Source organism: Paenibacillus sp. FSL R10-2734 (genome assembly GCF_037963865.1).
GTDB lineage: Bacteria > Bacillota > Bacilli > Paenibacillales > Paenibacillaceae > Paenibacillus_AQ.
Genome location: NZ_CP150170.1, coordinates 1,797,270 through 1,823,903 on the forward strand (window position 1 = coordinate 1,797,270; position 26,634 = coordinate 1,823,903).

Sequence of the window (26,634 nt, forward strand, 5' to 3'; positions counted from 1 at the left end):
ATGAAGCGGTGAGTAAATGGATATTGAGGGGGAGAAGGGCCATGGGAACCATTTTGATTAAAAATGCCGAAATCATCACAATGAATAAGCGGGAGGAAATGATTGTCGGGGATGTTCGAATTAAGGACAGCATCATCGTTGAAATCGGCACTGGCCTGATCCCGCAGAATGGCGAGAAGATCATTGATGCTACGAACCGTACATTAATACCGGGCTTTATTCAGACGCATATTCATTTATGCCAGACGTTGTTCCGTGGTAAGGGAGATGATCTGGAGCTGATGGATTGGCTGCGTAAACGAATATGGCCGTTAGAGGCCGCGCATGATGAGGAGTCCCTTTATTATTCGGCAATGCTCGGTATCGGGGAACTGATCTCCAGTGGAACCACTACAATCGTTGATATGGAGACAGTCCATCATACGGACTTTGCTTTTCAGGCGATTGCTAAAAGTGGAATCCGGGCTTTATCCGGCAAGGTGATGATGGATCAAAAAGGGGGAGATGTGCCTGAAGCACTTCAGGAGGATACCGCTTCTTCTTTGCAGGAAAGTGTGGATTTACTTGAGAAGTGGAATGGCTATGGCAATGGACGGATTCAATATGCGTTCTCTCCACGTTTTGTAATATCCTGCACTGAGCCCTTGTTAACCGAGGTGCGAGATCTCTCCTCAAGGTATGATGTGAAGGTGCATACCCATGCTTCTGAGAATTTAGGGGAAATTGAGATTGTGCAAGCGATGACTGGCATGCGTAACATCGTTTACCTGGATCATCTAGGATTAGCTAATGAGCGCTTAATACTGGCGCATTGTGTATGGCTGGACGCTGAGGAGCGGCGGATACTGCGTGATCGCGGAGTTCATGTAAGTCATTGCCCGGGTTCCAATCTGAAATTGGCCTCCGGAATTGCGGATACACCTGGGATGCTGCATGAGCATGTGTCTCTAAGTCTGGGGGCGGATGGCGCTCCATGTAATAACAATCTGGATATGTTTAATGAGATGCGGCTCGCGGCGATTATTCAGAAGCCTCAACATGGGCCGACGACGATGGATGCCCGCAGTGTATTTCGTATGGCGACCATAGGTGGGGCAAAGGCGGTAGGGATGGAGGATTCGATCGGCAGTATCGAAGTAGGCAAAAAAGCAGACCTAGTGCTCCTGAATCTCTACAATTTCCATACCTTTCCCTCCTACGACGTAGATCCCATTTCTAGAATTGTATATTCCGCTACCCGAGCGGATGTGGAAACCACGATTATCGACGGGGAGATCGTCATGGAAAGAGGTTTGCTGAAGACTGTAGATAAAGAAATTGTTCTAAATGAAGCTAACCGTTCTATTAAAAGATTGCTTAAGTATACTTCGATCGTCTGAAAATACGCTATTCAAGGTTTAACAGGGGATGTTCCAAAGCTGTGAGGGCAGCGGTGTATCCTCTGTTTGTAGTGTAGGTGTACGGTGCTCATTTTTGATAAAAAAAGTAAGTATTGCTATACTAGAACAGCCTGATATTTTACAAGAAACAAGAATAGATTTTATATTTCGAACAAATGAATATGTAAGAGGGGATATTAAAGTGAAAAAGCACGGGCCCGATCGAGCCCATTTCTTTATCGTTGTTATGTTGTTATGGTTAAAGCTGCTGCTACTGAGAGTGTTGTTCTTTGATAGAATTGCTTGGGAGTGGATTGTAGCGGATGTTGCACCAGTCCTATTTATCATGGGGATTCTAACAGTGATTACGCCAGCTCGGCTGAGAACAACCGTGTATTGGATATTTAACGGTCTATTATCGCTGGTGCTATTTGCAGCCAGTGTTTATTTTAATCACTTTGGTTCTGTGCCAACCTATCTGGCCTTATCTGAAATCAATCAGGTATTTCAAGTGAAGGCAAGCGTAGAGTCTACCATAAAGAGTATTGATTATTTATTCTTCGCGGATTTTGTAATCTTCGCAATCTATGGTTTGATTCGCAGATGGTTGCAGGGTAAGACCTACCCGCGTGAGCGCTTTAGCTCCCGGAAGACAGGATTAGTGCATACGCTGGTGATTCTGGTATCCATTATCGGGGGTCTTTCTTTATCGGCGTATTCTGTCCACTCCACTCGGGGGATTACGAATGAGCTTGTACAGGCAGAAAACGCTGGATTTCTAAATTATGAAGTTGTTGCAGCGATTAAGATTAATGAAGATAACAATCTCATTGGAACTGGTGATATTAAGGATACGATTGCGAAGGTTGACGCGCTGCAATCTTCCTATCCATATAGTGACAAGCCGGCGGGTACGACTCCTGATTATTTTGGCTCACAAAAGGGCAAAAATGTAATTGTGCTACAATTGGAAGCTTTTCAAAATTTCCCGCTGCATCAATCCCTGGATGGTCAAGAACTGACGCCAGTCATGAATAAGTTAGCGGATGAGGGCTTTTATTTCCCTCATGTCTACCAGCAGATAGGTCCGGGAAATACGTCTGACGCTGAGTTTATGAGCAATACGTCTATTTATCCGATTGGTACTTTAGCAATGTCCACCGGATTCGGGGACAGAGAACTGCCAAGCTTACCGCGACTGCTAAGAGATAAAGGATATGAGGCGTACACCTTTCATGTGAATAAAGTAGGCTTTTGGAATCGGAGCGAGCTATATCCGGCGCTTGGATTTAACGGGTATTATGACAAAGATTATTTTACGAATGATCATTTTAATGCGTTTGGTGCTTCCGATGAACAGCTGTATATTACGGGTGTCGAGAAATTGGCAGAGTTGCAGAAGAAAGGAACGCCTTTCTACGCACAGATGGTGACGGCATCCAGTCATCATCCGTTCAAAATTCCAGATTCCTTTAAGAAAATTACGGTGCCTGATAATTTGAAGGATACGATGCTTGGTGATTATTTGACCGCTATTAACTATACCGACTATGCCATAGGTACATTAATAGAAGGACTGAAGAAAAATGGAATGTGGGATAACACTGTGCTAGTCATGTATGGCGATCACTTTGGCCTGCAGCCTCAGGATGTTCCGCCGGAGCAAGTGGAAAGCGCGCTTGGTATTCCATACGATTCCCGGATCAGCCGCTTTAATATTCCATTAATTGTTCGTGTGCCGGGAATGGAGCAAGGGCAAAGAGTAGAGCGTACCGGAGGACAACTAGATATCTTTCCTACGATCGCTAATTTACTTGGGGTTTCACTAAAACAAGAGGGATTTACAGCCTTTGGTCATGACCTGCTCAACATTGATCGTAATGTTTTTGGGATGCGTTACTATCTGCCTTCCGGCTCCTTCTTTAATGATGAGATTCTCTATGTACCTGGAAAAGAATTCGCAGATGGTGAAGCTGTGTCGCTGGATACGCTGGAGCCGGTAACAGACTTCTCGAAATATCAGAGCGATTATGAGTATGTACTGAAGCTTATGAACTTGTCCGACGAATATGTGAAGCTGTTACCACAGAGATAGGGGGGTATTATGAAAAGGTTGTTTAAACCGGAGGTTCTCGTAGGTCTTGCGGGCTGCGGTCTCATTATTTATTTGCTATTCGTAGGACCTTTTATTGGAGTTGCCGATAATGGAGATTTCCTGCGTATGATGAATACCATCGGTCTGAACTACTATGATACTGCTGCATCTTATGCTGACCAGTTTTTTAATTACAGCCACTCTCGTTTTGCGTATGATAATTTGTTCAGTGGCTTTTATCCTTCCTCACAGATTTTGCTCGTACTTGTACCAAGGCTGATCGGCGGGCTCGTCCATGGAAGCTTTTTTGATATTAGATTGCTTGCTGTAGTCTATGGTCTTCTTCTATTGGTGGCGACCTGGCTGCTGGTGAAGTATAATGCTCGCGGCTCTTATGTTACGGGATTACTGTTAGGTGCAGCTATTCTGTTTGTATTCTACGATATCGGGTATTTGGCCTACTTTAACTCCTTGTTTGGAGAACCGGTATCGATGGTGTTCATGCTGCTGACCTTTGCGCTGGGGTTAAGACTAACAAGTCAAGAGAAGCCAACGACTAAAGGATTGACCTTGTTCTTTATCGCGATTCTCTTTCTGGTCACCTCAAAAATTCAGAATGCACCGATTGGGATTGCCTTTGCGCTGATCTTCCTTCGGTTTATGACACTTGACGGTGAGCGGAAATGGAGGAAGCTGGCTTTACGCTTTTCGATTGCTATATTTCTTGTATCCATCGTTATGTACGTGACAGCGCCAAAAGAGCTGAAGCATATTAACCTGTATCAGACCGTCTTTTTTGGTATTTTGAACGAATCGCCGGATGTTAAAGGAGACTTGCAGGAGCTTGGTTTGCCGGAGCGGCTGGAGGTACTTGCCGGTACGAATTATTTTCAGACAGATACAGTCATTAAACAGGATGATCCATCGCTGGTACCGGATTTCTACGACCGAGTATCCCATAAAGATGTGTTGTTCTTCTATCTAAAGCATCCGGGACGGTTAATAGATAATATGGAATATGCTGCGAGTAACAGTATGGCGATTCGCCCTTATTATCTAGGGAACTACGAGAAGAGTGAGAATAAGCCAGCAGGCGCATTATCATACACTTACAGCGGGTGGAGCGAATTCAAGAACAAGCATATTCCGCATACGCTTGGATTTCTTACCCTATTCTATCTGGTGTATTTTGCCGGGGCATTATTCCAATATTTCCGTAGCCGGGATGTTCGGGGAAGAGTTGCCGGTGAGCTGCTGATGTTATTAGGACTGATAGGGATTTTCTCCTTCTTGGTTCCGATTCTTGGGGACGGAAGGGCTGACATCGGTAAGCATTTATTCTTGTTTAATGTGTGTTTTGATATGATGGTTGTTGTCATGTTCGGTTGGGTTGTGCACAAGCTAGTGGGAATTGTAAGACGTTAATTTATAGAACAAATCAAACAGCAAGTTTCCGATTATGGAGACTTGCTGTTTTTATTATGCTTATTAATCATCCTCTAATAGCTCACGCAGCATACCCTGACGGTCATTCATAAACGCTTTGGTCACGGTATAATGTTCCGTTTCCTCCAAGGCGACTGATCGAATACCCTCTCCCTCTAGGAGAAAGATTTCAGCTCCGGGATAGGACATCAGAATGGGAGAATGAGTGGCGATAATAAACTGTGAATCCTGCTGCACTAGCTCATGCATACGCACTAAGAGAGACATTTGCCGCAGAGGAGATAGAGCTGCTTCAGGTTCATCGAGGATATAAAGACCACGACCTCCGAAGCGGTGAACGAATGCTGCAAAAAAAGACTCTCCGTGGGACTGCTCATGCAGTGATTTACCGCCATAGGAGTTCTTAATCGGTGGGCTGAAACCAGGCTGTTCATCTAATTCATCAATGTAGGAAGCCACATTATAATAGCTCTCCGCGCGTAGAAAAAAGCCATCCTTCGGACGTCTAACCCCTCTAGCAATTCTGAAATATTCATAAAGACTCGAATGCGAGGAACGAGTGTTAAAAGAGAAGTTGAGTGTTCCACCCTCTGGGTTAAACCCCCAAGCGGCAGCGATGCCTTCTAGTAAGGTGGATTTCCCTGTGCCGTTCTCCCCAACAATAAAGGTTACTGGCTTTTGAAAAATAAGACGATCCAGTGTTCGTACGGCTGGCAGATGAAATGGATAGGTTTGGAACGATGGAACCAGATCACGAAGCAGCTCTGCATGGCGTAAGTACAGCGTGGTGTTATTCATAGTGTCCCCCTTGTGAATTCTATAAATAATCATTTCCGGACAGATAGGATGAGCTAGAGCCTCAAGCTAGACCTTTATAGTATACCAGCATCCTGCGAGTGGATGAAATCTTCTAAGGTTCGGGCAAGCCGGGCAAAAGACAGGGGACATCTGCCAATTTAATTCTAGTAATGACAGATGTCCATGAGGCGAGTGCTGACTCCGCATATAGTTATACTGTCTTGAGAATACGACGGGGTAGGGTGAAGGCCGTGAAAGCGAGAAAGAGAAAAAAACACAAGCATCCGCGTGAATATCGCGACGGTTATCACGAAGGATATCGTCTTGGCATGTGTGAGGCTGTACAGCGTCTGAATACTCCAGGGGTCGAAGCCGGCCGACCATTTAAGTTAATGTATGTTCCTCAAGGATTTCAGGCGATCGACACTGGCGTGACGGAGGCGTTGCAGCAGCTTGTAAGTGAGCTTGTAATAAGCAGTCCTGAAACGATGCTGGAAACTGCGGCACGGGAAATGCCTGGGGCAGTGCTAGTAATGAATGGGCTTCATGTATTCCCGGAAAATCATTTAGAGCAGATTTCAGAGATAAGAAAGCTAGGCATCCCAACCGCCATCTGGTTTGTGGATGATCCTTATTTTACAGCGGACACTTCGGTCATTTGTCGGCATTATGATCACGTATTTACACATGAGCTGGGCTGTGTGGAGTTTTATCAATCACTTGGGGTGTCATCTGTTCATTATCTGCCACTATGTGTCAATCCAAAGATGTTCTACCCACGCCGTACCAGCCCGAAGTATCAGTATGACATTGTGTTTATTGGCAATGCATTTCATAACCGGACAGTGCTGTTCGATGAACTGGCACCTTATCTTAAGGATAAGAAGGTGCTTATCGCTGGAGGGTTCTGGGAGCGTCTTTCAAACTATGACCAACTAGTACCTTTTATTAGCAATGGCTTTATCCCACCTGAAGAAACAGCCAACTACTACAGTGGTGCAAAAGTAGTCATTAATATTCACCGTCCGTGGGAAGTGGGCCAGGATAACCGGAATAGCTACAGCCTTCCTTCACGTTCCATTAATCCGCGTACCTATGAGATCAGCGCCTGCGGAACTATGCAGCTTACGGATGTTCGTGAGGATTTGGGGAACTTTTATCGACCTGGTTATGATCTGGATACTTTTGGCTCCGCTAAGGAATTGCAGCAGAAGATTGATTACTATTTGAAGCATGAAAAAGAGCGTCGAATCTACGCTTTACGGGGATTACGGACTACAATCCGCAACCATACATTCACTGCGCGTTTACCTCATTTGCTGAATGTGATTGCTTCACGTGTATAAAATCTATAACGGGATAAAGGAGCGAGGATTATGAATAATCATGAATTTATTATGCCTACACCACCATTGCCGCTAACACCTCCAGAGGAAGAAAAGCTACGCGGTCGTCTGAGTGGTTTCAAGGGTGGTTATGATGAGGGCTATTTACGGGGGCGCCTTGCGATTTTGAATGGTCGCCCAGAAGAAGTATTTCCTGTACGAAATATTCATGTCATGTACGTCGCTTCTGGCAAAGGATACCCGTACTCCCCTTTAGATGATGCGGTTCTTTGCGCTCTGCAAAAATTAACAGCTCAAGTCACGATTACGGATGTGCGTCAAAATCTAATAGAGCTGGTTGCAGCGCAAAGACCGGATCTGGTACTGGTGCTGGACGGGATGGACTTACCGCTTGAGCAGATAGATGCTATTCGCTCTAGTGGCGTCCGGACAGCTATTTGGCTTACAGATGATCCTTATTACACTGATTTTACGATCAAGATTGTGGCGCATTACGATTTTGTATTCACTCTTGAACGGAATTGTATAGATTTCTACCGGGGACTCGGTTGCCCTGAAGTTCATTATCTCCCCTTTGCCGCCCACCTGGAACATTATCGTCCTACTACAACGCGTTCGTCAGTGAATCGGGAAGTTAGCTTTATTGGCTCTGCTTATTGGAACCGGGTCAACTTCTTCCGTGAGATTCTTCCTGACCTGATGAACTATAACACGGTAATAAATGGCATCTGGTGGGATCGTCTGCCTGAGGCTTCGCTTTACGGAGATCGAATTGAAATTGGTAAATGGATGTCACCGCAAGAAACAGCAGTAGCTTACAGTGGCTCCAAAATAGTGATTAACCTCCACCGCTCGCACATTGATGAAGTAGTTAACAATAACACTCTCTCGATTCCAGCTGTTTCTCCTAATCCGCGTACCTTTGAAATTGCAGCAACGGGCACGCTGCAATTAGTAGATGCCAGAGATGATATGGGATCTTTCTACAAACCGGATGAAGAAATTGTGACCTTTGCGAGCCCTCAGGAGATGATGGATAAGATCCGTTATTACCTAACCCATGAGGAGGAACGCCGGGCGATCGCACTGCGCGCGTTTGAACGGACGCTCAAGGATCATACCTACGCAAAACGTATTCATCAGCTGTTAAAGATAATTTACGGCTAGGTTTGTGTCTGAATAGGATATGGAAATGTGCACTTACCAGGGGACAGGTGTCGTGCCGGCATCTGTTTTTCCTCGATATACTGTAGAACCGGACCTCAGCGTATGCCTGTAACCCGATGAAAAGAAGCCGCGTCTGGAGTAGCTTGTATAGCTTAGTAGAAGCAAAAGTCGGGTTATGGGAGCGGTAAGGGCGGGGCTCGGGAGTGAAGTGGAAGTGATAGGGCGGAGCTCGAAGTGAAGTGGAAGTGATGGGGCGAGGCTCGGGAGTGAAGTGGAAGTGATGGGGCGAGGCTCGGGAGTGAAGTGGAAGCGATGGGGCGAGGCTCGGGAGTGATAGGTCGGAGTTCAGAGTGAAGTGGAAACTACGGGACGAGATTTGGTCGGGAGCGACTTTTTCTAAAGTGAATTTTAGTGTGAGGTATAGAGTTTTAACGACAAGCTTCGTAAAACTAATCGAATGCTTCCGAAGTGAGTTTTACTGCGAAGTAAGAAAATAAGCAACACTTCGTAAAACTTTTAGGGAGGTGAATGGCTGCTCCAGGCCCTCGTAGGGAGCGCCGAAACACCATGGCTGATAAAGCTACAATCGTCCTCTTTTCACATGTATCCAATACACGCAGTATTACAGGAGCGGAGAAGCTGTTGTTGTTTTTCGCTCAGGAGCTTTCTCCGTACTTTAATTGTATTCTCGTTGCACCTCAGGACGGCAAGCTGACTACTCAGGCTCGAAGCTGCGGAATAAGTGTACAGTTGCTCTCGATTCCTCTTTTATATGGAATGTACACTCCTTATGCAGGGCTCGAGGCGGATGCTCGTAAATTCCAGGAAAGCAGGGAGTATCACGAATTAACAGACTGGCTGACCTCTCTGCGTCCGGCATTTATTATTACAAGTACCTGTGTGCATGCTTTGCCAGCAATGGCTGCCAAGTCACTGGGTATTCCGGTGGTATGGAAAATATCAGAGACGATAACAAACAATGAATACACACACATTAGTGTAGAGCTGATTCATCGGAATAGTGATGAGATTCTATCAATTTCACAGACGGCAGCAGCTTGCTTTCCAGAGGAAGTGAGAGCGGAGAAAGTGATCCAGCTTCCCCCTTCTTGGAATGATAAAGAGATGATGATTGAAGCTTGGAGCAAGCTTCGGGGCGAACGACGGCGAGAGCTGCGGATTAAACCGCAGGAGCAGCTGGTCGGTTATATTTCTTCCTTTATTAATAAGGAAAAAGGATTGGAACATTTCGTGAAGATGGCTGTCCTTGTGTTTGCGGCTCATCCAAACTCGAAATTTGTTGTTATAGGTTCAGCAGGTGATAAAAACTACTATGATCGCTGTGTGCGTAAGGTAAAGCTTGAGGGACTGCATACCCGGTTTAAATTTGTTGGTTATGCTGAATGCCTTCCATCTGCTTATTGCGCTATGGATGTACTGGTTGTTCCCAGTCTGATCCGCGAAGGCTTCGGAATGACAGCTTTGGAAGGAATGGCTTTTGGGAAACCCGTGGTCGCTTACGACTCCGGGGGGTTGCGGGAAATTCTGCACGCAGCGGGCTGCGGCGACAATCTCGTGCCTGCGTCGGACATTACTGCGCTGGCAGAAAGAGTCAACGTCATGCTGGCGCAGCCGGGACTGGCGATAACCATAGGCGCCCAAGCGCGGGAGCGCGTCGACGCCGTTTATGGTCCGGCGGCTTATCGGAGCCGCCTGCAGGGTCTTGCGGAGATGTGGAGCCTCCGCTATTGCAGCGCACCACCGGTGCGCGAGGCTGACAGCGTGGTGGACGCACCCGCTGTCCTGCCTGAATTGCCCGCAGCGTCGCCGGCTTTGCCGCGAAGCAAGGGCCTGCCGAGCCGCGTCGCCCGCAAGCGGCGCGGCAAAGCCCGGGCGCGCCGGCGAAGCGGGCGGCCGTTGGTTTTGCGCCGCGTTGCTCGCAAGCGGCGTAAAGGTTCTGTCCGGCGGCGGAGCACCGCCGGGGGCAAGCGCCGCCGGGCCCGCCGGGGTGGGCGGCGGCGTGCGGCATAAATGCCTCTGATTGCCGCGAATGTGGGCGAATGAGCGGAAAGAGGTGCATTTATACACTAGAAAGCCGCGAATTCGGTCGAATGAGAGGAAAGAGGTGCATTTATGCCCTAGAAAGCCGCGTATTCGGCCAAATGAGAGGAAAGAGGTGCATTTATCCCCTTGAAAGCCGCGAATGTTGGCGAATGAGAGGAAAGAGGTGTATTTATCCCCTAGAAAGCCGCGAATTCGGCCGAATGAGAGGAAAGAGGGGTATTTATGCACTAGATTGCCGGGGATCCAGCCGGAACCGCGACATGAGCGGTAAAAATCCCGCAGATTACCGGGAACCCAGTCGTAACCGCCGAATGAGCTGTATAAATCCCGCAGAAAGCCGGGAATCCAGCCGTAACCGCGAAATAAGCGGTATAAATCCCGCAGATTACCGGGAAACCAGTCGGCGCCGCCAAATAAGCGGTAAAAATCCCGCAGATTACCGGGAATCCAGCCGTAACCGCGAAATAAGCGGTATAAATCCCGCAGAAAGCCGGGAATCCAGCCGTAACCGCGAAATAAGCGGTATAAATCCCGCAGAAAGCCGGGAATCCAGCCGTAACCGCAAAATAAGCGGTATAAATCCCGCAGATTACCGGGAAACCAGCCGGCACCGCAAAATCAGCGGTATAAATCCCGCAAATGGCTAAATCCCGTAAATTGGCTCAGTCCCGCAAATTGGCCCCAATCCCGCTAACAGCCCATCCAGGCTATTAGCGGCCTCAGTCCAACGGACTGAGCCAAGTCAGACTATTATCAAACAGGCAGGGGAGTGAACTCATGAAGATCATGACGATTTTGGGCACGAGGCCTGAAATCATCCGCCTCAGTGTAATCATTCCGCTTCTCGACGAACATGCAGAGCGGCACATTCTGGTGCATACCGGCCAGAACTTTACCGCCAGTCTCAGCGGCATTTTCTTTGCCGAGCTGGGCCTGCGAGCACCGGATTATGTGCTGCAGGATAAGCAAGCAGGACTCGGCGGGCAGCTTGCCGCCATGTTCGGAGGGCTAGAGAGCATTTTACAGAAAGAGCAGCCAGACCGTGTTTTGCTTCTGGGGGATACGAATAGCGCGTTATGCGCGATTTTGGCGGAACGAATGGGTATTCCGGTGGTGCATATGGAAGCGGGGAACCGTTGCTATGACCTAAAAGTGCCCGAAGAGAAAAACCGCCGTGTCATAGATGCCGTTTCAACCATTAATATGCCATATACACAGCAGAGCAAAAGACATCTAATCAGCGAAGGCTTCCCAAGCAGACGAATTGTGTTAACAGGAAATCCGATTCATGAGGTCATGACTCATTTTGAACAAAAAATCCAGGCTAGCAACATTCTGGAGCAGCTGAATCTTACCTCAGGTCAATATTTCCTTGTTACAGCACATCGTGCTGAGAATGTAGATGATCCGGAGTCCCTTGTACAAATTATGTCAGGTCTTAACGCAGTGGCTGAGCATTTTGGAATTCGTTTAATATGCAGCATTCATCCTCGCACTCGCTCCAAACTAACCGAGCAATTTTCTCTTCCAATGAACCCACTAGTTGAATTTCATGAGCCCTTCGGATTTTTTGATTTTGTTTATTTGGAGCAGCACGCTTTGTGTGCCATCACCGACAGTGGGACCGTACAGGAGGAGTGCTGTTTGATGAGAGTGCCAACAGTTACGATCCGCAGAACAACGGAGCGTCCAGAAACGGTGGATTGCGGAAGTAATGTAGTGTCAGGTGTAGATCAGAAAAGTATTCTGCGCAGCGTTAAGCTGATGACGGCGCTCCATCGGGATTGGGAGGCTCCGGAAGGATATTTGACTCCGGATGTTTCGGTAAAGGTAGTTAAATTTTTGCTTGGAGGGAACCTGCATGTTTAATAATAAACGGATTGTGGTCACAGGCGGCACCGGTTCCTGGGGGCATGAACTAATTAGGCAACTTCTGCCACAAAATCCTAAAGAAATCATCGTATTTTCCCGCAGTGAATCCGCACAGGTGGCGATGAGCCGAGAGTTCGAGGATCACCGTCTCAGCTTTATCATTGGCGATATCCGTGACAAGGATGCACTGGTTGCTGCATGCCGCGGCGTTGATTATTTGTTCCATTTGGCGGCACTAAAGCATGTTCCGGTCTGTGAAGATCAGCCTTATGAAGCACTGAAAACCAATGTAGTCGGTACCCAAAATGTGATCGAAGCTGCCATTGTGAATGGGGTCGAGAAAGCCATTTACATCTCTACTGATAAGGCCGCGAATCCGTCCAACTTCTATGGGATGACCAAAGCGATTGGGGAAAAATTGTTTGTCTATGCTAATCTAATTGGCTCAAACACCAGGTTCGTTACTGTACGTGGAGGCAATGTGCTCGGTACGAACGGCAGTGTAGTGCATTTGTTCATGAAGCAGATCAAGGATAAGGGACAGGTACGCATTACCGATATGAAAATGACCCGCTTCTTCTTCACATTACGCGATGCGATTACATTGTTATTTAAAGCTTCCGAGGTTAGCTTAGGCGGAGAAATCTTTGTCATGACGATGCCGACCTGCCGGATTATAGATCTGGCTGAGGTGTTAATAGAGGCATCTGGAGAGTCGAACGTAAGTGTTATTGAGACCGGAATTCGTCCGGGGGAGAAAATACACGAGATTTTAATGAGCGATTTTGAGAGCCTAACTACCGTAGTCTACGATGAACAGTATCTAGTTATTCTCCCAACACTGAACATGCCGGAATTAAAGGCACATTATAGCAGCTATCCTCCTGTCTCCTTTAATAGCTTTAGTTCAGAGACGAATCTAATGGATCAGGAAGAGATCAAAAGTATCTTGATCCGGGGAGGGTTTCTGCAATGAAGCTGCTTATCCTTGGTGGAAACGGTATGGCGGGGCATATGCTGGCGGATTATTTTCGTAGCCGTGGCAAGCATCACGTCTTCCATACAACCCGGGATAAGAGTGATCTTGGCGGGCTGTATGTAGATGCGAACGATATAGCTGGAGTAGAGAAGCTGGTCGATATCGTCTCCCCCCACTGCATCATTAATGCGATGGGGGTGCTCAATCAATTCGCAGAACGTGACAAAATTGGGGCTTACCACGTAAATGGCTTTCTTCCTCACCACTTGTGGCGAATGGCGGAAGCTGTTCATGCAAGACTCATTCATATCAGTACCGACTGCGTGTTCGAAGGAACACGCGGCGGGTACACAGAAGAAGATGTTCCTGATGGAACCTCTGTATATGCAATCTCGAAAAGTCTTGGCGAGGTGCGGCAACCAGGACACCTTACGATCCGCACTTCGATAATTGGTCCGGAAATCCGCCCAGACGGTATTGGTCTGATGGATTGGTTTCTGGCACAGAGTGGTCAAGTTTCAGGATACCGCCGGGTGATGTGGAACGGAGTCACTACGCTCCAGTTAGCTAAAGCGGTGGATATGCTGCTGGATTCCACGGTATCGGGGCTGATCCATTTAGCACATCCGAAGCCGGTAAGTAAGTATGAGCTGCTTCAGCATATTCAGACTGCTTTTCATAAAGCGAATGTGGAGATCATCCCTGAGGATGAACATGTTCAAGATCGGACGTTAGTGAATACAAGGACGGATGTTAATTTTTCGTTGCCTTCATACCCCGTAATGCTACAAGAATTGGCTGACTGGATGAAACAGTCAGAGATGTCCTCATGAAAGGTCAAAGACTGCTTATTACCGGGGCGGCCGGATTCACCGGTCGCCATGCCGTTCATTTGTTCTTGGCAGGAGGGGCTGAGGTTACCGCTGTAGTGCGCCCTCAATCTGGTGTCCAGGCTTCCACTTTGTTTCCAGAAGGCGTGAAGATTTATCACTGTGATTTAAGCAATCGGCAGGACGTAGCTGAGATGATAAAGGAAACTGTACCGGAGGCTGTCCTTCATTTAGCAGGAAACAACTCGGTGCCTGAGTCTTGGCGTAACCCTTTGCTCTTTATGGAGACGAATGTGATGGCTACTTTGTATTTGCTAGAGGCGATGCGAAGCCTACCAACCAGTCGGATTCTTGTAGCAGGCTCCCGTCTTAAATTCAAACCGGGTGTGGTGGCAGGACCACCACACCCATATAGCCTCAGCAAAACAATAGAAGAACTAGTGTCCCTGGCTTGGGGGACGCTGTTTAAACAGCCAGTTCTGCTGGCTGAACCATGCAACCTGATAGGACCCGGTCCTTCTACTGGCTTCTGCTCTTTACTGGCACAGCATGTTGTTCGTAGTGAAGTGTATGCAGGTGAAGAAATCCCTCCCTTTAAACTTTCTTCTCGTTATGCATTACGTGATTTTTTGGATGTACGCGATGCTGTAAGAGCTTATGACTTTATATTGCGCGAAGGAACTAATGGAATCATCTATCGAATTGATTCAGGAACACAGCGGCAACTAGGGGTTATCGCGGAGCAGCTGATAAGTCGCTCCGTTGCTTCGGTTCCGATGGAGTGGGGACCAGAACAAGCTAACCTCTCTATTCTGGAAAACGGAGTGGCATCGGATAAGCTGGTAGTTTCGGATGCCTCTGCAACACCGGAAGTAGATGTGACTTCACTGGGCTGGAAGCCGAAAATCGAGTTTAGCCAGTCCTTAACAGATATTTTGGACTATTGCCGTGTGAATTGGGAAGGACGGATGATATGAGGCCAAAAGTATCGGTAGTGATTCCTTTTTATAACTGCCCTTATATTGAGCATGCCCTGCAAAGTGTGTTTTCACAGTCTTGGGAGCCTTACGAGATCATCGTCGTCGATGACGGCTCGACTGTTCATACCAATCTGATCACCCCCTATCTTTCGCGAATTCATTATTTGGGGAAAAGCAACGGAGGAACCGCCTCCGCACTGAATCACGGCATCTTACATTCAACTGGAGACTATGTGGTTTGGCTCAGCTCAGATGATTTATTTTATCGAGACAAAATCAATAATCAGGTGTTATTTATGGAGTATTATCACCTGCTCATCTCTTATACCAACTTCAATTATATTAACGGTCAATCCCAGTTACTTCAGATGAACGCCGCACTTCTGTTTCCAAATCAGTTAGAGTACTTGCGTTGTTTTCTACACGGTAACCCAATTAATGGCTGCACGGTGATGTTCAAGCGAGAGGTATTTGGAGCTATTGGACTTTTTGATGAATCACTACCCTATACACATGACTTTGATTTATGGTACCGCGCGATTCTGAACGGATATGCGCCAGCAATGCTGAATCAGTCACTCACTGCCTATCGTAATCATGAAGGGATGGGGACGCTTAAGCACTACGATGTAATTATGGCGGAGGCGGCTGCAACAAACGCTCGCTACAAGGGCTCGCTGCAGCATTTGATCTCTTCTATGGGGGGGTAAGAAGGTTATGTACCGGGAAATCGAAGTGAATGACTTTCTGCCAATCTTATTGGATCAGTTGAAATTCTGTGAAAGTATACTGGATATTGGCAGCGGCACCGGTACCCTGCTTGAACGGTATGAAGCCGCAGTAGTCATTGGGCTAGAAATTCACAGGCCTTACCTAATGCATCGTGAATATAAATCACCTCATATTATTCCGGTGCATGGGGACGCTTGTCATATGGATAAATTATTCCTTCCTAAGACGTTCTCAGCGGTCACTTTTATCGATTCAATAGAACATTTTGAAAGGAAGGAAGGACAGAGATTACTTGGAATGGCAGAGAGAATCGCCTTTAATCGTGTAGTCGTATTTACACCTCGGGGTTTTTTTCCGCAGGAGGGAACGGATCATTATCACTTGCAAGGTGAACATTTTCAAAAGCACCGGAGCGGATGGGAGCCGGAGGATTTTATGGAGCTAGGATATGCAGTAACTGTAATTAAAGGCTTTCATCATGCTCAAAATCCATCGTTTCGTGAAGCATTCGGTGACGTTCATGCTCCAGTAGATGCCTTATTGGCATGCAAAACAGTATAGAAGCCGAGCTCCGGGTGAAGGAGGTGAGCGCATGAGTGAAGAACCTAAAGTATCGGTGATCATTCCTTTTTATAACTGTCCATATGTGGATCGTGCAATACAAAGTGTCTTGGGACAAAGTTATTCGAACATAGAGATCATTGTAATCGATGACGGATCTACCCTTTGGATGGAGAAGCTGGAACCCTTCAAGGATCAAATAATTTATATACGAAAAAGTAATGGAGGAACCGCCTCCGCTCTAAACAAAGGGATAGAAGCGGCTACCGGAATCTATTTTGCCTGGCTAAGTGCTGACGATTTATTTCATCCGGATAAAATCAAACACCAGATGCAAATGCTCAAAAGCACAGGTACATCGTTTAACTATACAGCCTACTATTATATTAACGAGCAGGGTGAGCGAATTTCCGAGACCATAAGTATGATATTCAACAGTAGGGCCCACCTTATTGAGACCATGATATTAGGTTGTCCGGTGAATGGAAGCACTGTTCTTCTCCATATGGATATATTTCGCGCATTAGGGAAGTTTAATGAGAAATTTTTATATACACATGATTATGATCTATGGCTGCGTATTTTGCCGTATTATGCATGGTCTTATATTGAGGAACCGCTGCTTGATTATCGAGTTCATAATGAAATGGGCTCAGTGATTCACAGTGAGGAGCAAAAGAAGGAGATTGAGCGGGTACAAGCAAGACATCACCGGGTTCTATCGCGGTTGTTGCTAAAGGAGAGAAGGAAATGAAGTTAATATTTCCTGTTTTGACTCTAACGAGGGGCGGAGCACAGCGTATGTTAGCAGAGCTGACTAACCGTCTGACTGAGATTGGTCATGATGTACAGATCCTCTTACCTAGCGATGGTGTTGTAGAATACGAAATGAAATGTGAATTGATCTATGCCAAAGAAGGTGAACTGTCGGCAAGCGATTTTCCTAAAGGAGATGTGATTATCTCCAACTTCTATACTACAGTCGAGGTATCGCAGCAAGCAAGTGAAGAGGGTAAAGGCATTCATGTTCGATTGGCGCTTTGTTATGAGCCTACTTTTTTGCCTGACAATAGCCGTTCTTTTTCATCGTATAATATTGTATCTAACCTACTCGTTTTATCACGCTGGCAACAAGAAATCATCCAGAAGAATCATGGAATTAAAGGGAGAATCGTACCGATTGGGGTAAGCCCTATTTTTAAAAATCTGAATATTCGTGATCCTAAAAAAAGGCTGGTTGTTTCCGCGATTATGCGAAAACCAGAGGGTGGATTCTCAGCTCACCGTGAGCAGGAATATTTACTTCAGCAATTAAACCAGGTTAAAGCCATTCATCCAGATGTTGAACTTTATTTGATTTCTCCGCCCGGGGAACATGCGGAATCCGCGACCTTGCAAAACCTGTTGACCGATAGGCGTTACCATATAAGGACTCCTGCTGATGATACGGAGCTCTGTTTCCATTATAGTGAGAGCGACATATTTGTGAGCTCGAGTACGTATGATGCAGGCTCGTTGCCAGGGATCGAAGCTATGCGTTGTGGAGCTGCGCTCGTTACGGTTTACTCCGGTGGGAATAAGGAATATTGCTCGCACGGTCACAACTGCTTAATGTCCTACCGATTTGAGAATCGACTTGCAGATGACATTATCACCTTAATCAGAGACCCGGATTTACGCCAAAGATTGGCTCGTAAGGGTGAACAGTCCTCACAGCATTTCACTTGGGAAAAAAGTATGCAAACATTTCAAAATGCGCTGTTTGAAATTGTAGCGAGGAATCCATCATAGTATGCCCGGAATTATAAAAGAACCTTCAATCCCACCAATAAAGTGGCTTGAAGGTTCTTTTGTAGTTAAAAGATGCCAAAGGAATTCATCATTTCACGAAATGACTGAGCATATTTTTCCTTGCCGTAATGTGTAACCATAAAATTTCTTCCTTGCTGACGGATTGTATTTCTCAGCGGCATATTGTTCATTAGCTCTAGCCCTTCTTTGACGGCAGTTTTGATGTTGCCAAGTGGATAAAACTTACCTGAGATATTATGCATAATAAAGGATCTGACTCCGTCGGAATCCGTGCTAAGTACTGGACATGTGCAGCAAATGGCTTCCGCGACGGCATATCCAAATCCCTCTGTAATAGAAGTTGATAACAGAAAGCCTCCTGAATTAGCTATAGAGGAATAATAAATTGGCATCACATGGTTAGGGATATTGGTAAAGGTACTCAAACGGTCGTTTAGACCTAAAGTCTGTAATTCTTCTTGGAAGGACAGCTTTTGATCCTCTGTGGCTAATTCAGGGTCATGAAACATCCATAAATGAAGATTTGGTTTGGCAAGGCGAATTTGATGGGCAATTTTTAAATATTCCCGCCAATTTTTGTTGCTTTCCAGACGCCCCACCCAAGCGATGACCGGATCAGCGGGAGGCTCAGCAGGGATATGCTGAAAGGAATGGACATCAACAATATTCGGAATGACATACCGATGCAGCCATGGACAGATTTCAATAAACAGCTCCATTAAATGATTCGTTGGAGGGATTAGAACAGCATTACAGTAGGAGCGGAAATAAGGAACAGCGTCTTTGATTAGTTCTTCCGCATGACTACGTTTTCCAAGTCCTTGAGATTCGTATATCAAAATACCGCCGTAACCGAGCTCACGCAGACGCTTCAGCAATAAATAATCGGATGTAACAATAATGGCATCATAATTATGGGTCTCAAGGACTTCTTTAATCTCCTCATCTATTGAGGAAATAAACACTGGAAAGTTAGCCTTGTTCTGGCTTCCTAAAACAGGCATGAGATATAAGACATGACATTCGATCCCACTACGCTGGAGACTCTCACACCGCAGCTTATTTAAAGTCTCCACCCCGCCACTCGGTATATAAAACGTGAATAAAACTTTCATGCACGCGCCTCCTGACCTTTTGCGGAGCAATACCGACTCGTTGAAATATGACTTACTGTTTATAAGATACGCTGATGTGCATTGGCAGGTGACGGTCAAAAGACACAGTTCCAAATCCTTTCAGGATAGCTTGTTCTCCGGAAGGTCATTCTAATGACTGTTATGCTACACACTTACAACAATAGAGATGGAGGATGAATTCATGATGCGATCCAAGATCAGCATGTCAGTCTCAGCCGCATTACTTCTAGGCTTGGTGAGTATTACAGGGTGCGGGACGAATACGGCAGAGAAGACTAATGTGCAACCTAATAGTGTCCGTGGGGTAAATGACGGACGTATCGGTGTAAACTCCGTACGCGGAGGAACGATGGGTACGCATAATATAACTAAGATGGAAGTCAGTCAAGAGCTCGCAGATCGAATCGCAGCTATGCCTGAAGTTAACACGGCGAATGTAATGCTTGCAGGAAATAACGCGTATGTCGCTGTGTCATTAAATGATGCAACGACTGATCTTCGGGCAAAAGGTACCACATCCTATCGAGCTAAATCGTCTACAACTCCTCACAATTATGGACCGACTGGGGTAATGTCGGGTACAGGAAAAGTAGAAATTGGACGCGATGGAATGAATGGAACAGGGGCTGTAACGAATGGAATGAACGGAATGAACGGAGCCCTAGGAGGCACTGTTAATACAATCCCTGGTACAACAAGTACTGGACCTGCAACCAGAAATGGAACACTTGGCATGGGAAGTCTGGGAACAGGTACGGGTACAGGGAATGGGACAAGAGCCCATACTAATAATAATGGACCTCTGCTGAACAGTAACGGATCGAAACATGATGTCAATATGGGTATGGATATTGGTAACGGAATGGGCATTAAGAGTACCACTCCAAACAATACGAATAATACCAATGGGATGACGCACAGAAACCATACGAATTACACGAACAATACGAATCATATGAACAATTCCAACCACATGAACAACAGTACAACACACATGAACAGCACAAACAACAACTTAAACATGAAGGGAACAGATACAGTTACTAAAGAAATTAAAGCGAAAATCGCTGATGAAGTTAAAAAACATGATGCAAGTATTAAGGATGTATACGTATCGGCAAATCCAGACTTTGTGGAACGCGCCAGCTTTTATGCTGATGAGGTACGAGCAGGTCACCCGATAAAGGGTTTTGCTAATGAATTCCAAACGATGGTTGAGCGAATTTTCCCGACGCGTAATTATTAATAAATCGTTTGATTTATAATAAAAAAAAGCAACAGTCCTCACCTTTACGGTGAGAATTGTTGCTTTTTTGTTATATAACCATCTTATTGAATAGGAATCTGGCGACCGCCAATCCATACGCCTTGCAAATTCAATTCAGTGTCAAGCCGTAGGATATCGCCGCGTTTTCCGGTTTCCAAGGTACCGATAGAACGCTCCATTCCAATGGACATTGCCGGAGTAAGGCTTGCAGCGCGGGAGGCCTCTTCTAGGCTAAGGCCTACCTCCTGGATAAGATAACGGAAGCCGCGAATCATCGTAAGTGTGCTTCCAGCTAACGTAGCAGGGCTTTCTTTGAGGGTCGCGATGCCTTTTTGGACCAGCACAGGTAAATCACCAATCGTATATTCACCATCACTAAGTCCAGTTGCAGACATAGCATCCGTAATTAACATTAAATTGTTATCTTTTTTAAGATTAGCCACGATAGAAATAGCTGCAGGATGAACATGTATGCCATCAGCGATGATCTCCGCACGTATACGCTTATCGAATAGAACAGCACCAGCGGTTCCAGGCTTACGATGAAGTAGTGGTGTCATCGCATTAAACATATGCACGGCTTGATTTAATCCGGCATCTGCCGCGGCAATGACCTCTTCAAAGGTGGCATCGGTGTGACCGAGAGCAGCGGTAATACCATGCTTACGTAGCCAGAGGATAGCCTCGAGTGCACCTTCGCGTTCCGGAGCCAGTGTGACTTGCCGGATCATACCTGGATAATCGTTCTCCCATTGCTCCAGCCACTCAATATTGGCAGGAACAATATGTTCAGGGTTCTGAGCGCCGGACCATTTCGGGCTGATGAAAGGTCCTTCCAGATGCATGCCTGCGATTTGTGTGTAAGGCATCTCAGTGGCACGATATGCGCTCACTTCAGCGAATACTTGGTCAATAGCAGATTTGGCAGCAGTCATAGTCGTAGCCAGCATTGTAGTTGTTCCTTGAGTGCTGTGGAACTTAGTAATGGTATTTAGTGATTCAGCATCACTATACATAAAGTCATGGCCAGCGCCGCCATGTACATGTACATCCACAAATCCAGGGATGAGAAGGTCTTCCGACGCTTGACCACTAGCAGGCCAGTGAGCGTAAGCATCTGGAAGCCATGTTGCCTCGCCTGCATAATGAATTTGTTCATCAGATACGGCAATTACGCCGTGTTCAATTAGGCCTTTAGGAGTCAGCACTTTACCGAACAGCAGTTGTCCGAGTTCTTTGTTTATTTTAGCCATTTTCCTGCTCCTTCATCTACGAGGACAATTACATTCGGATGGCTTTGCAGCAGAGATGCAGGGCATTGGGTAGTAATCGGACCTTCAACGGCATTCCGGATAGCTTCAGCTTTGTTAGCTCCGCGTACCAACAATAGAATCTGGCGAGCCTTTAGAATACCGCCGATACCCATTGTTACCGCTTGGCGTGGTACATCGTCCAATGTATCGAAGAATCTAGCATTAGCTTCCCGTGTATCTTCAAGCAAATCAACGACATGGGTTTTGCTGCTAAGGTTGTCATCTGGTTCATTGAACCCAATGTGACCGTTGCTTCCAATACCGAGGATCTGTAAGTCAACGGGTCCTTTTTCTTCCAGCATTTTGTCATAGGCCAGGCATTCTGCTTCCATATCCGCTGCATTGCCGTTAGGAATATGTGTCTGTTTAGGATCTATATCGATATGATTAAATAATTGCTCGTTCATGAAGCTGCGATAGCTCTGTGGATGATCAACTGGCAATCCGATGTACTCATCCAGATTGAAAGAAGTTACTTTGGAGAAGCTTACAAGTCCTTTTTGGTGCATTTCAACCAATTTAGCATAAACACCAACTGGGGAACTTCCGGTCGCAAGACCGAGCACGGCTTTAGGATTGCTGTGAAGCAGGCTGGCGATAAGATTCGCCCCCGTCTGTACGAAATCCTCATCACTTTGGAACTTTAAAATATTCATTAAGATTGACCTCCTCGTTTGTTTCGGTAATGTTGGACGTTCAGATAAGATTGCTCCAGTCTAGGAATAAAATCCCCAAAACGGGTGCTGACCATTCCAGTAAACAAAATATCAATGATGTGTAGCTGGGCAATACGTGAGGCCATATCTCCTCGTCGCATTCCTTTTTCCAAGGAGGAGGAGAACAGTGGAATATCAGCCAGAGTAGCCAAGGTGCTGCTGCCATAAGAGGTTAGAGCAATAGTACTTGCTCCGCTGGCTTTGGCACAGGTTAAGGCATCGATGGTCTCTGGAGTTTCTCCGGAATACGATACTGCGAATACGACATCGCCTTTTGAGAGTGAAGAAGCAGAGGTAATCTGCATATGGGAATCAGCGAAAGCGGTGCAATTCACGCCAATGCGGATTAGCTTCTGATAGAAATCCTGAGCTACAATGGAGGACGTTGCCATCCCGTACAGATCTACACGCCGTGCTTGGCACAATAAATTAACTGCTGCCTGTAGTCGTTCCAAATCTAGAAGTGAAGTTGTATCTCGGATGGATGTCAGGTGATTCGTTTGCATCGCTTCCACAATAACGGAGAGCTGATTACCTGCAACAATATCTTGATAAGAAGAACCGCCATCCTGAGGTGTTACATCACTATGAGCAATTTCAGCAGCCAGCTTTACTTTGAAATCTGGAAATCCCTTGAAATGCAGAGCCTTGCAAAAACGTGTGATGGTAGCAGGACTAATACCGCATTGTTCCGCCAGTTCTGTGATGCCCATATGAATAATTTCACCTGGGGATAACAGGATCCGTTCCGCTAGCTTGCGCTCCATTTGGGAGAGCTTGGACTTTTCATGCTCAAGTGCATACAAAATTGGGGACATCAATCCACCTCGTCTTCTAATGTAGCTTTTAAAATTATTTTTAAAATTAAGCGTAAAAATAAGAAAATTATTTTCATACTTAGGATAAAACAAAATCTATCCAGATGCAAGGGGTAAAAATGAATACAAAAAGGATAATATGCAAACATATAACGTGGAACATATAAATAAAAACGGCCTACTCGCAGATGATTGCGAAGTGGACCGTTTTTGAACAGCACCTGAATAGTGCTAAACTGTAGATCGTTCAATAATGCGATACTCAAGCTTACAGTTTACCGGATGTCTATCATTATTCTGGATCTGGTCATGGATGATCCGAAAAGCTGTAGCGCCCATTTCGGGCAACTGGTTATCTATAGTGGTGAGACCTAAAGATCGACCGATCGGCTGGTCGTCAAATCCGATGACCGCCAGATCTTCAGGAATGCGGATACCGTTCTTCCACGCTTCGATGATTAAACCGGCCGCGACATGATCGCCAGTTATAATAAGAGCATCGGGGTGTTGCTCCATCTTCAGCAGTTGGTGCAGTACACGCCCACCATCCACTTCATTCATACAGTTATAAATCATCCATTCTTCATGAAAAGGCTGTCCTGTAGCGGTTAGAAAGTCACTAAAGGCAATTTGCCGGATAGAGCTGCTACTGCCATGTTGTCTACCTTCACAGTAACCGATCCGGCGATACCCTTTATCATGCAAATATTGAAGACCACTCCGAAAAGCGGAATAATGCTCAATATACACTGAAGAGAAGCGGCGTTCGCCTCTATCTTGGCAGATTACTATCGGACCATATGCTGTATATTCTTCAATGACTTCTGAGCTCATTCTCGTAGATACAATTACCACGCCGTCAATTTCTTTGTTGCGCAGCATCTCCAGTACCTTGAGTTCTTCTTCATGACGATAATCGGTCTGGCACAGAATTAACCGGTATTGCGCTAGCAGCGCTTCTTGGGCTAAGCCTTCAATAATTACAGAGAAATAAAAAAGGTTGATATTAGGGATAATAACCGCAATGGCTTGGGTACGACCGGTAATTAGATGCACGGCGTTCATATTACGCGTGTAGTTTAATTTTTCAATCGTATTTAAGACAGCGGTTCTTTTGGCTTCACTTACATAAGGATGATTATTGAGTACTCGCGAGACCGTTGTCACGGAAACACCAGCCATACGGGCGATTTCTTTTATATTAGCCATTCGAGAACAACAGCCTCCCTTTGGTGCTTGTGTGAAATGTATAGTCTTTTTATTCTATCATATCGTCCGAAAATTACCTTCGAAATAAAAAGCTTGCTATGGAATCCATTTCATAAATTAGACTGTAATTGCAAGGGATTACCGGACTAAACCGGCGTAACCTAACGGGCGTGACGGACCGGTACATCTAATTTCATTTCTAATGTAAAGGTCATATGATCAACTTCATTTAAATTCTATGAAAAACGGTTGTCATCGTTAATGGATGACAACCGTTTTTTTCTTGGTAGCTATGCAGTTCGTGAAGCCCTTGGTGCTCTATTACGCAACATCTCCCACACAATAAACGCAAGGACAAGCAGCTGAGGAAGCAAAGTTTCCCAAGTCGGATACATCCCGAGCCAGCTTATAGAAGGCAAACCATCCTGTACATGTGCGGGGATTTTTCCAGCGACCTGAAGGGAGTGAATGCTCTCCCCAAGAAAGCGGAACACTAAATAGTAAATAAGAAGTGTAGCTGTACGGAAGAAGGCGGCAATCGGCAATTTTGCACTTAAGGCAATAATTGCGTAACCTACAATCCCTAGAATAACTAAAGCACTTCCGATCCCTAGTAGCAATTGAGACAGCTTGATGGAAGGGGCCATACCTACATAAAAAATAGTGGTTTCTGCACCTTCACGTAAAATCGCAAGCGCTGCTACGGAGGACAATGACCAAAGATTACCCTTGGCTAATGCTCCATCCACTTGTCGCCCAACATAGTTGTTCCAATTTGCGGTATTTGATTTGCTATGCAGCCAGCGTCCAATGGTAAGCATCATAATGACGGCAACAAGACCCGTGATGCCCTCAATCATTTCACGTGCTCCACCAGATGCCGCGCGGGAAATAGTATAGGTGAGTAGAACGGCTAATCCGATACTCGCTACTAGTCCTACTGCTGCACCAGACCAGATCCATTTCTGTGCTTTGGCGTTGCCATCGCGCTTTAAGTATGCAAGAAGGGCAGACAATACGAGGATAGCCTCCAGTCCTTCACGCAGTAGAATCAGCGCCGCATCCCAAGCATTATAGGTTGTTTCACCAGCCAAAGGAGTTAGCTCCATGACCATATTATCCATGATCTTTAAAGCTTGATCTAGCTTCGGCGGATTAGAAAGCAGATAGCCAGTGACCGCTGCACTTTCGTTCTCGATATTGGTATAGACCGCTGGTGAAGCGATTTGTACCTGACCTTCAGCAGATGGCCAAGCTACGATAAATTGCTCCATAATATTAGCTGCTTCTGCGCTGTTGCCTGCTTTGGCGGTGGAAGAAGCTTTGTTGAGATAGCTGATCAGTCCTTCAATAGATGCTGGTTTACCGGAAGTATCCCCAGCATTTATTGCTTTGCCTTCACTGTAATCGGCAAGCAGCTGATACAGTGCTTCGGCTTCTGATTTCGCCGACTCCTCGCGGAGCGGTTCTGCCTGCAGCGCGATGCGCAGCAGGCTTATCTTCGTCTCCAGCAAGCTGTAGACGGCGGAATTGTCGGCCCGGATGTTGCGCTCTGCCGGCTTCCATCCGCTGACGATGTCGCGGTACGCTTCCGCTGCCGCGCTCCAGTCGGCGCTGCGCGCCGCATCCCGCGTGCGTTCCGCCGCGGGCAACAGCTTCGCCGCCGTCTCGCGGCCGGCGGCTCCAGTGTCACCGCCGTCCGTGCCGGAGGCGGCGGTGACATACGCGTCCACGCTTCTTGCGAGCGTGGACAGTGCGGTTTTGGCGGGCGTACCATCGCCCGCCGCAAGGGCCGCCGCCGCGTCTGCAAGCGCGGCGTCAACGGCGGCAGCCGGACCGGCGAGTGCCGGGTCCGGCGTGTTCGCGTTCGCGGTGCGCCACAGCGCAGCGAACGCTTCTACATCGGCGGCGGCCGCGTCCCAGCGGCTCTGGCCGGCTTCGACGAGTGCGCTGCCGACAGGCGGCAGCAGCTCGTCGACCGAGCCATTGCCCTCCGCCCCCGCCGCCGGGTTAGATAGCATCAGAATACATATGATGCTAAACAGAATCAGTACGGCTGCCTTCGATAGCTGCCGTTTATTATGCTTCAGAGAGTACATAGGGATAATCCCCTT

The 26,634-nt window shown here is 46.5% G+C and carries 23 protein-coding genes; 15 read left to right on the top strand and 8 right to left on the bottom strand.

Annotation, left to right across the window (positions count from 1 at the left end; all coding sequences use genetic code 11):
- The first annotated feature begins 41 nt into the window (after positions 1-41).
- The 3 genes from NSS67_RS08000 to NSS67_RS08010 all read left to right on the top strand — a co-directional run bounded on the left by NSS67_RS08000 (position 42) and on the right by NSS67_RS08010 (position 4,899).
- Positions 42-1,379 carry a 5'-deoxyadenosine deaminase gene (locus NSS67_RS08000; RefSeq protein WP_339319058.1) on the top strand — a complete coding sequence of 446 codons (1,338 nt, stop codon included), beginning with the start codon at positions 42-44 and terminating at the stop codon, positions 1,377-1,379.
- 247 nt (positions 1,380-1,626) lie between these two features.
- Complete coding sequence (locus NSS67_RS08005; protein ID WP_339320539.1) at positions 1,627-3,474, top strand: LTA synthase family protein; 1,848 nt, start codon at positions 1,627-1,629, stop codon at positions 3,472-3,474.
- 9 nt (positions 3,475-3,483) lie between these two features.
- Complete coding sequence (locus tag NSS67_RS08010) at positions 3,484-4,899, top strand: hypothetical protein (RefSeq protein WP_339319059.1); 1,416 nt, start codon at positions 3,484-3,486, stop codon at positions 4,897-4,899.
- 63 nt (positions 4,900-4,962) lie between these two features.
- On the opposite strand, the gene NSS67_RS08015 is transcribed toward NSS67_RS08010, so the two are convergent.
- Complete coding sequence (locus tag NSS67_RS08015) at positions 4,963-5,718, bottom strand: AAA family ATPase (RefSeq protein WP_339319060.1); 756 nt, start codon at positions 5,716-5,718, stop codon at positions 4,963-4,965.
- A gap of 251 nt (positions 5,719-5,969) precedes the next feature.
- On the opposite strand from NSS67_RS08015, the gene NSS67_RS08020 reads away from it, so the two are divergent.
- The 3 genes from NSS67_RS08020 (at position 5,970) to NSS67_RS08030 (ending at position 10,262) form a co-directional block, all read left to right on the top strand.
- Positions 5,970-7,064 carry a DUF3880 domain-containing protein gene (locus NSS67_RS08020; protein WP_339319061.1) on the top strand — a complete coding sequence of 365 codons (1,095 nt, stop codon included), beginning with the start codon at positions 5,970-5,972 and terminating at the stop codon, positions 7,062-7,064.
- Between the two features lie 51 nt (positions 7,065-7,115).
- Complete coding sequence (locus tag NSS67_RS08025) at positions 7,116-8,231, top strand: glycosyltransferase (protein ID WP_339320540.1); 1,116 nt, start codon at positions 7,116-7,118, stop codon at positions 8,229-8,231.
- Between the two features lie 567 nt (positions 8,232-8,798).
- The gene (locus tag NSS67_RS08030; protein ID WP_339319062.1) at positions 8,799-10,262 is read left to right on the top strand and encodes a glycosyltransferase; all 1,464 of its coding nucleotides are present in this window, start codon (positions 8,799-8,801) and stop codon (positions 10,260-10,262) included.
- A gap of 260 nt (positions 10,263-10,522) precedes the next feature.
- On the opposite strand, the gene NSS67_RS08035 is transcribed toward NSS67_RS08030, so the two are convergent.
- Positions 10,523-10,906, bottom strand: coding sequence for a hypothetical protein (locus NSS67_RS08035; protein WP_339319063.1), 384 nt, complete (start codon positions 10,904-10,906; stop codon positions 10,523-10,525).
- 166 nt (positions 10,907-11,072) lie between these two features.
- Here NSS67_RS08035 and wecB point away from each other — a divergent pair, with 166 nt between their 5' ends.
- From wecB to NSS67_RS08075, 8 genes are read left to right on the top strand one after another with little or no spacing between them, the layout of a single operon-like run.
- Complete coding sequence (wecB, locus tag NSS67_RS08040; protein ID WP_339319064.1) at positions 11,073-12,164, top strand: UDP-N-acetylglucosamine 2-epimerase (non-hydrolyzing); 1,092 nt, start codon at positions 11,073-11,075, stop codon at positions 12,162-12,164.
- Complete coding sequence (locus NSS67_RS08045) at positions 12,157-13,143, top strand: polysaccharide biosynthesis protein (protein WP_339319065.1); 987 nt, start codon at positions 12,157-12,159, stop codon at positions 13,141-13,143. The genes wecB and NSS67_RS08045 overlap by 8 nt, the downstream gene beginning before the upstream one ends.
- The gene (locus NSS67_RS08050) at positions 13,140-13,979 is read left to right on the top strand and encodes an SDR family oxidoreductase (protein WP_339319066.1); all 840 of its coding nucleotides are present in this window, start codon (positions 13,140-13,142) and stop codon (positions 13,977-13,979) included. Before NSS67_RS08045 ends, NSS67_RS08050 begins: the two co-directional genes overlap by 4 nt.
- A complete protein-coding gene (locus NSS67_RS08055; RefSeq protein ID WP_339319067.1) occupies positions 13,976-14,953 on the top strand; it encodes an NAD-dependent epimerase/dehydratase family protein in 978 nt (325 codons plus the stop codon). Before NSS67_RS08050 ends, NSS67_RS08055 begins: the two co-directional genes overlap by 4 nt.
- Positions 14,950-15,666 (top strand): glycosyltransferase, encoded by a 717-nt coding sequence (locus NSS67_RS08060; protein ID WP_339319068.1) that lies wholly within the window; start codon positions 14,950-14,952, stop codon positions 15,664-15,666. The genes NSS67_RS08055 and NSS67_RS08060 overlap by 4 nt, the downstream gene beginning before the upstream one ends.
- Before the next feature lie 7 nt (positions 15,667-15,673).
- Entirely contained in the window at positions 15,674-16,249 is a 576-nt protein-coding gene (locus NSS67_RS08065; protein ID WP_339319069.1) for a class I SAM-dependent methyltransferase, read from the top strand.
- 31 nt (positions 16,250-16,280) lie between these two features.
- Positions 16,281-17,003, top strand: coding sequence for a glycosyltransferase (locus tag NSS67_RS08070; RefSeq protein WP_339319070.1), 723 nt, complete (start codon positions 16,281-16,283; stop codon positions 17,001-17,003).
- Positions 17,000-18,040 (top strand): glycosyltransferase family 4 protein, encoded by a 1,041-nt coding sequence (locus NSS67_RS08075; RefSeq protein ID WP_339319071.1) that lies wholly within the window; start codon positions 17,000-17,002, stop codon positions 18,038-18,040. The genes NSS67_RS08070 and NSS67_RS08075 overlap by 4 nt, the downstream gene beginning before the upstream one ends.
- Positions 18,041-18,105: 65 nt before the next feature.
- On the opposite strand, the gene NSS67_RS08080 is transcribed toward NSS67_RS08075, so the two are convergent.
- Complete coding sequence (locus NSS67_RS08080) at positions 18,106-19,176, bottom strand: glycosyltransferase (protein ID WP_339319072.1); 1,071 nt, start codon at positions 19,174-19,176, stop codon at positions 18,106-18,108.
- A gap of 202 nt (positions 19,177-19,378) precedes the next feature.
- Here NSS67_RS08080 and NSS67_RS08085 point away from each other — a divergent pair, with 202 nt between their 5' ends.
- Positions 19,379-20,443, top strand: coding sequence for a YhcN/YlaJ family sporulation lipoprotein (locus NSS67_RS08085; protein WP_339319073.1), 1,065 nt, complete (start codon positions 19,379-19,381; stop codon positions 20,441-20,443).
- A gap of 83 nt (positions 20,444-20,526) precedes the next feature.
- Here NSS67_RS08085 and nagA read toward each other — a convergent pair whose 3' ends face one another.
- From nagA to NSS67_RS08110, 5 genes are all read right to left on the bottom strand, one after another.
- On the bottom strand, positions 20,527-21,717 hold the full coding sequence (gene nagA / locus NSS67_RS08090; RefSeq protein ID WP_339319074.1) for an N-acetylglucosamine-6-phosphate deacetylase: 1,191 nt from the start codon (positions 21,715-21,717) through the stop codon (positions 20,527-20,529).
- Complete coding sequence (gene nagB, locus NSS67_RS08095; RefSeq protein WP_339319075.1) at positions 21,705-22,433, bottom strand: glucosamine-6-phosphate deaminase; 729 nt, start codon at positions 22,431-22,433, stop codon at positions 21,705-21,707. Before nagB ends, nagA begins: the two co-directional genes overlap by 13 nt.
- Entirely contained in the window at positions 22,433-23,311 is an 879-nt protein-coding gene (locus NSS67_RS08100; protein WP_339319076.1) for a MurR/RpiR family transcriptional regulator, read from the bottom strand. The genes nagB and NSS67_RS08100 overlap by 1 nt, the downstream gene beginning before the upstream one ends.
- A gap of 231 nt (positions 23,312-23,542) precedes the next feature.
- Positions 23,543-24,520, bottom strand: coding sequence for a LacI family DNA-binding transcriptional regulator (locus NSS67_RS08105; protein ID WP_339319077.1), 978 nt, complete (start codon positions 24,518-24,520; stop codon positions 23,543-23,545).
- A gap of 290 nt (positions 24,521-24,810) precedes the next feature.
- On the bottom strand, positions 24,811-26,619 hold the full coding sequence (locus NSS67_RS08110; RefSeq protein WP_339319078.1) for an FTR1 family protein: 1,809 nt from the start codon (positions 26,617-26,619) through the stop codon (positions 24,811-24,813).
- Positions 26,620-26,634: the final 15 nt, after the last annotated feature.

Excerpts from the sequence above, each read along its gene's own strand:
- NSS67_RS08000 (WP_339319058.1), top strand. The coding sequence starts at position 42 with ATGGGAACCATTTTGATTAAAAATGCCGAAATCATCACAATGAATAAG.
- NSS67_RS08005 (WP_339320539.1), top strand. The coding sequence starts at position 1,627 with ATGTTGTTATGGTTAAAGCTGCTGCTACTGAGAGTGTTGTTCTTTGAT.
- NSS67_RS08010 (WP_339319059.1), top strand. The coding sequence starts at position 3,484 with ATGAAAAGGTTGTTTAAACCGGAGGTTCTCGTAGGTCTTGCGGGCTGC.
- NSS67_RS08015 (WP_339319060.1), bottom strand. The coding sequence starts at position 5,718 with ATGAATAACACCACGCTGTACTTACGCCATGCAGAGCTGCTTCGTGAT.
- NSS67_RS08025 (WP_339320540.1), top strand. The coding sequence starts at position 7,116 with ATGCCTACACCACCATTGCCGCTAACACCTCCAGAGGAAGAAAAGCTA.
- NSS67_RS08030 (WP_339319062.1), top strand. The coding sequence starts at position 8,799 with ATGGCTGATAAAGCTACAATCGTCCTCTTTTCACATGTATCCAATACA.
- wecB (WP_339319064.1), top strand. The coding sequence starts at position 11,073 with ATGAAGATCATGACGATTTTGGGCACGAGGCCTGAAATCATCCGCCTC.
- NSS67_RS08045 (WP_339319065.1), top strand. The coding sequence starts at position 12,157 with ATGTTTAATAATAAACGGATTGTGGTCACAGGCGGCACCGGTTCCTGG.
- NSS67_RS08050 (WP_339319066.1), top strand. The coding sequence starts at position 13,140 with ATGAAGCTGCTTATCCTTGGTGGAAACGGTATGGCGGGGCATATGCTG.
- NSS67_RS08055 (WP_339319067.1), top strand. The coding sequence starts at position 13,976 with ATGAAAGGTCAAAGACTGCTTATTACCGGGGCGGCCGGATTCACCGGT.
- NSS67_RS08060 (WP_339319068.1), top strand. The coding sequence starts at position 14,950 with ATGAGGCCAAAAGTATCGGTAGTGATTCCTTTTTATAACTGCCCTTAT.
- NSS67_RS08065 (WP_339319069.1), top strand. The coding sequence starts at position 15,674 with ATGTACCGGGAAATCGAAGTGAATGACTTTCTGCCAATCTTATTGGAT.
- NSS67_RS08070 (WP_339319070.1), top strand. The coding sequence starts at position 16,281 with ATGAGTGAAGAACCTAAAGTATCGGTGATCATTCCTTTTTATAACTGT.
- NSS67_RS08075 (WP_339319071.1), top strand. The coding sequence starts at position 17,000 with ATGAAGTTAATATTTCCTGTTTTGACTCTAACGAGGGGCGGAGCACAG.
- NSS67_RS08080 (WP_339319072.1), bottom strand. The coding sequence starts at position 19,176 with ATGAAAGTTTTATTCACGTTTTATATACCGAGTGGCGGGGTGGAGACT.
- NSS67_RS08085 (WP_339319073.1), top strand. The coding sequence starts at position 19,379 with ATGATGCGATCCAAGATCAGCATGTCAGTCTCAGCCGCATTACTTCTA.
- nagA (WP_339319074.1), bottom strand. The coding sequence starts at position 21,717 with ATGGCTAAAATAAACAAAGAACTCGGACAACTGCTGTTCGGTAAAGTG.
- nagB (WP_339319075.1), bottom strand. The coding sequence starts at position 22,433 with ATGAATATTTTAAAGTTCCAAAGTGATGAGGATTTCGTACAGACGGGG.
- NSS67_RS08100 (WP_339319076.1), bottom strand. The coding sequence starts at position 23,311 with ATGTCCCCAATTTTGTATGCACTTGAGCATGAAAAGTCCAAGCTCTCC.
- NSS67_RS08105 (WP_339319077.1), bottom strand. The coding sequence starts at position 24,520 with ATGGCTAATATAAAAGAAATCGCCCGTATGGCTGGTGTTTCCGTGACA.
- NSS67_RS08110 (WP_339319078.1), bottom strand. The coding sequence starts at position 26,619 with ATGTACTCTCTGAAGCATAATAAACGGCAGCTATCGAAGGCAGCCGTA.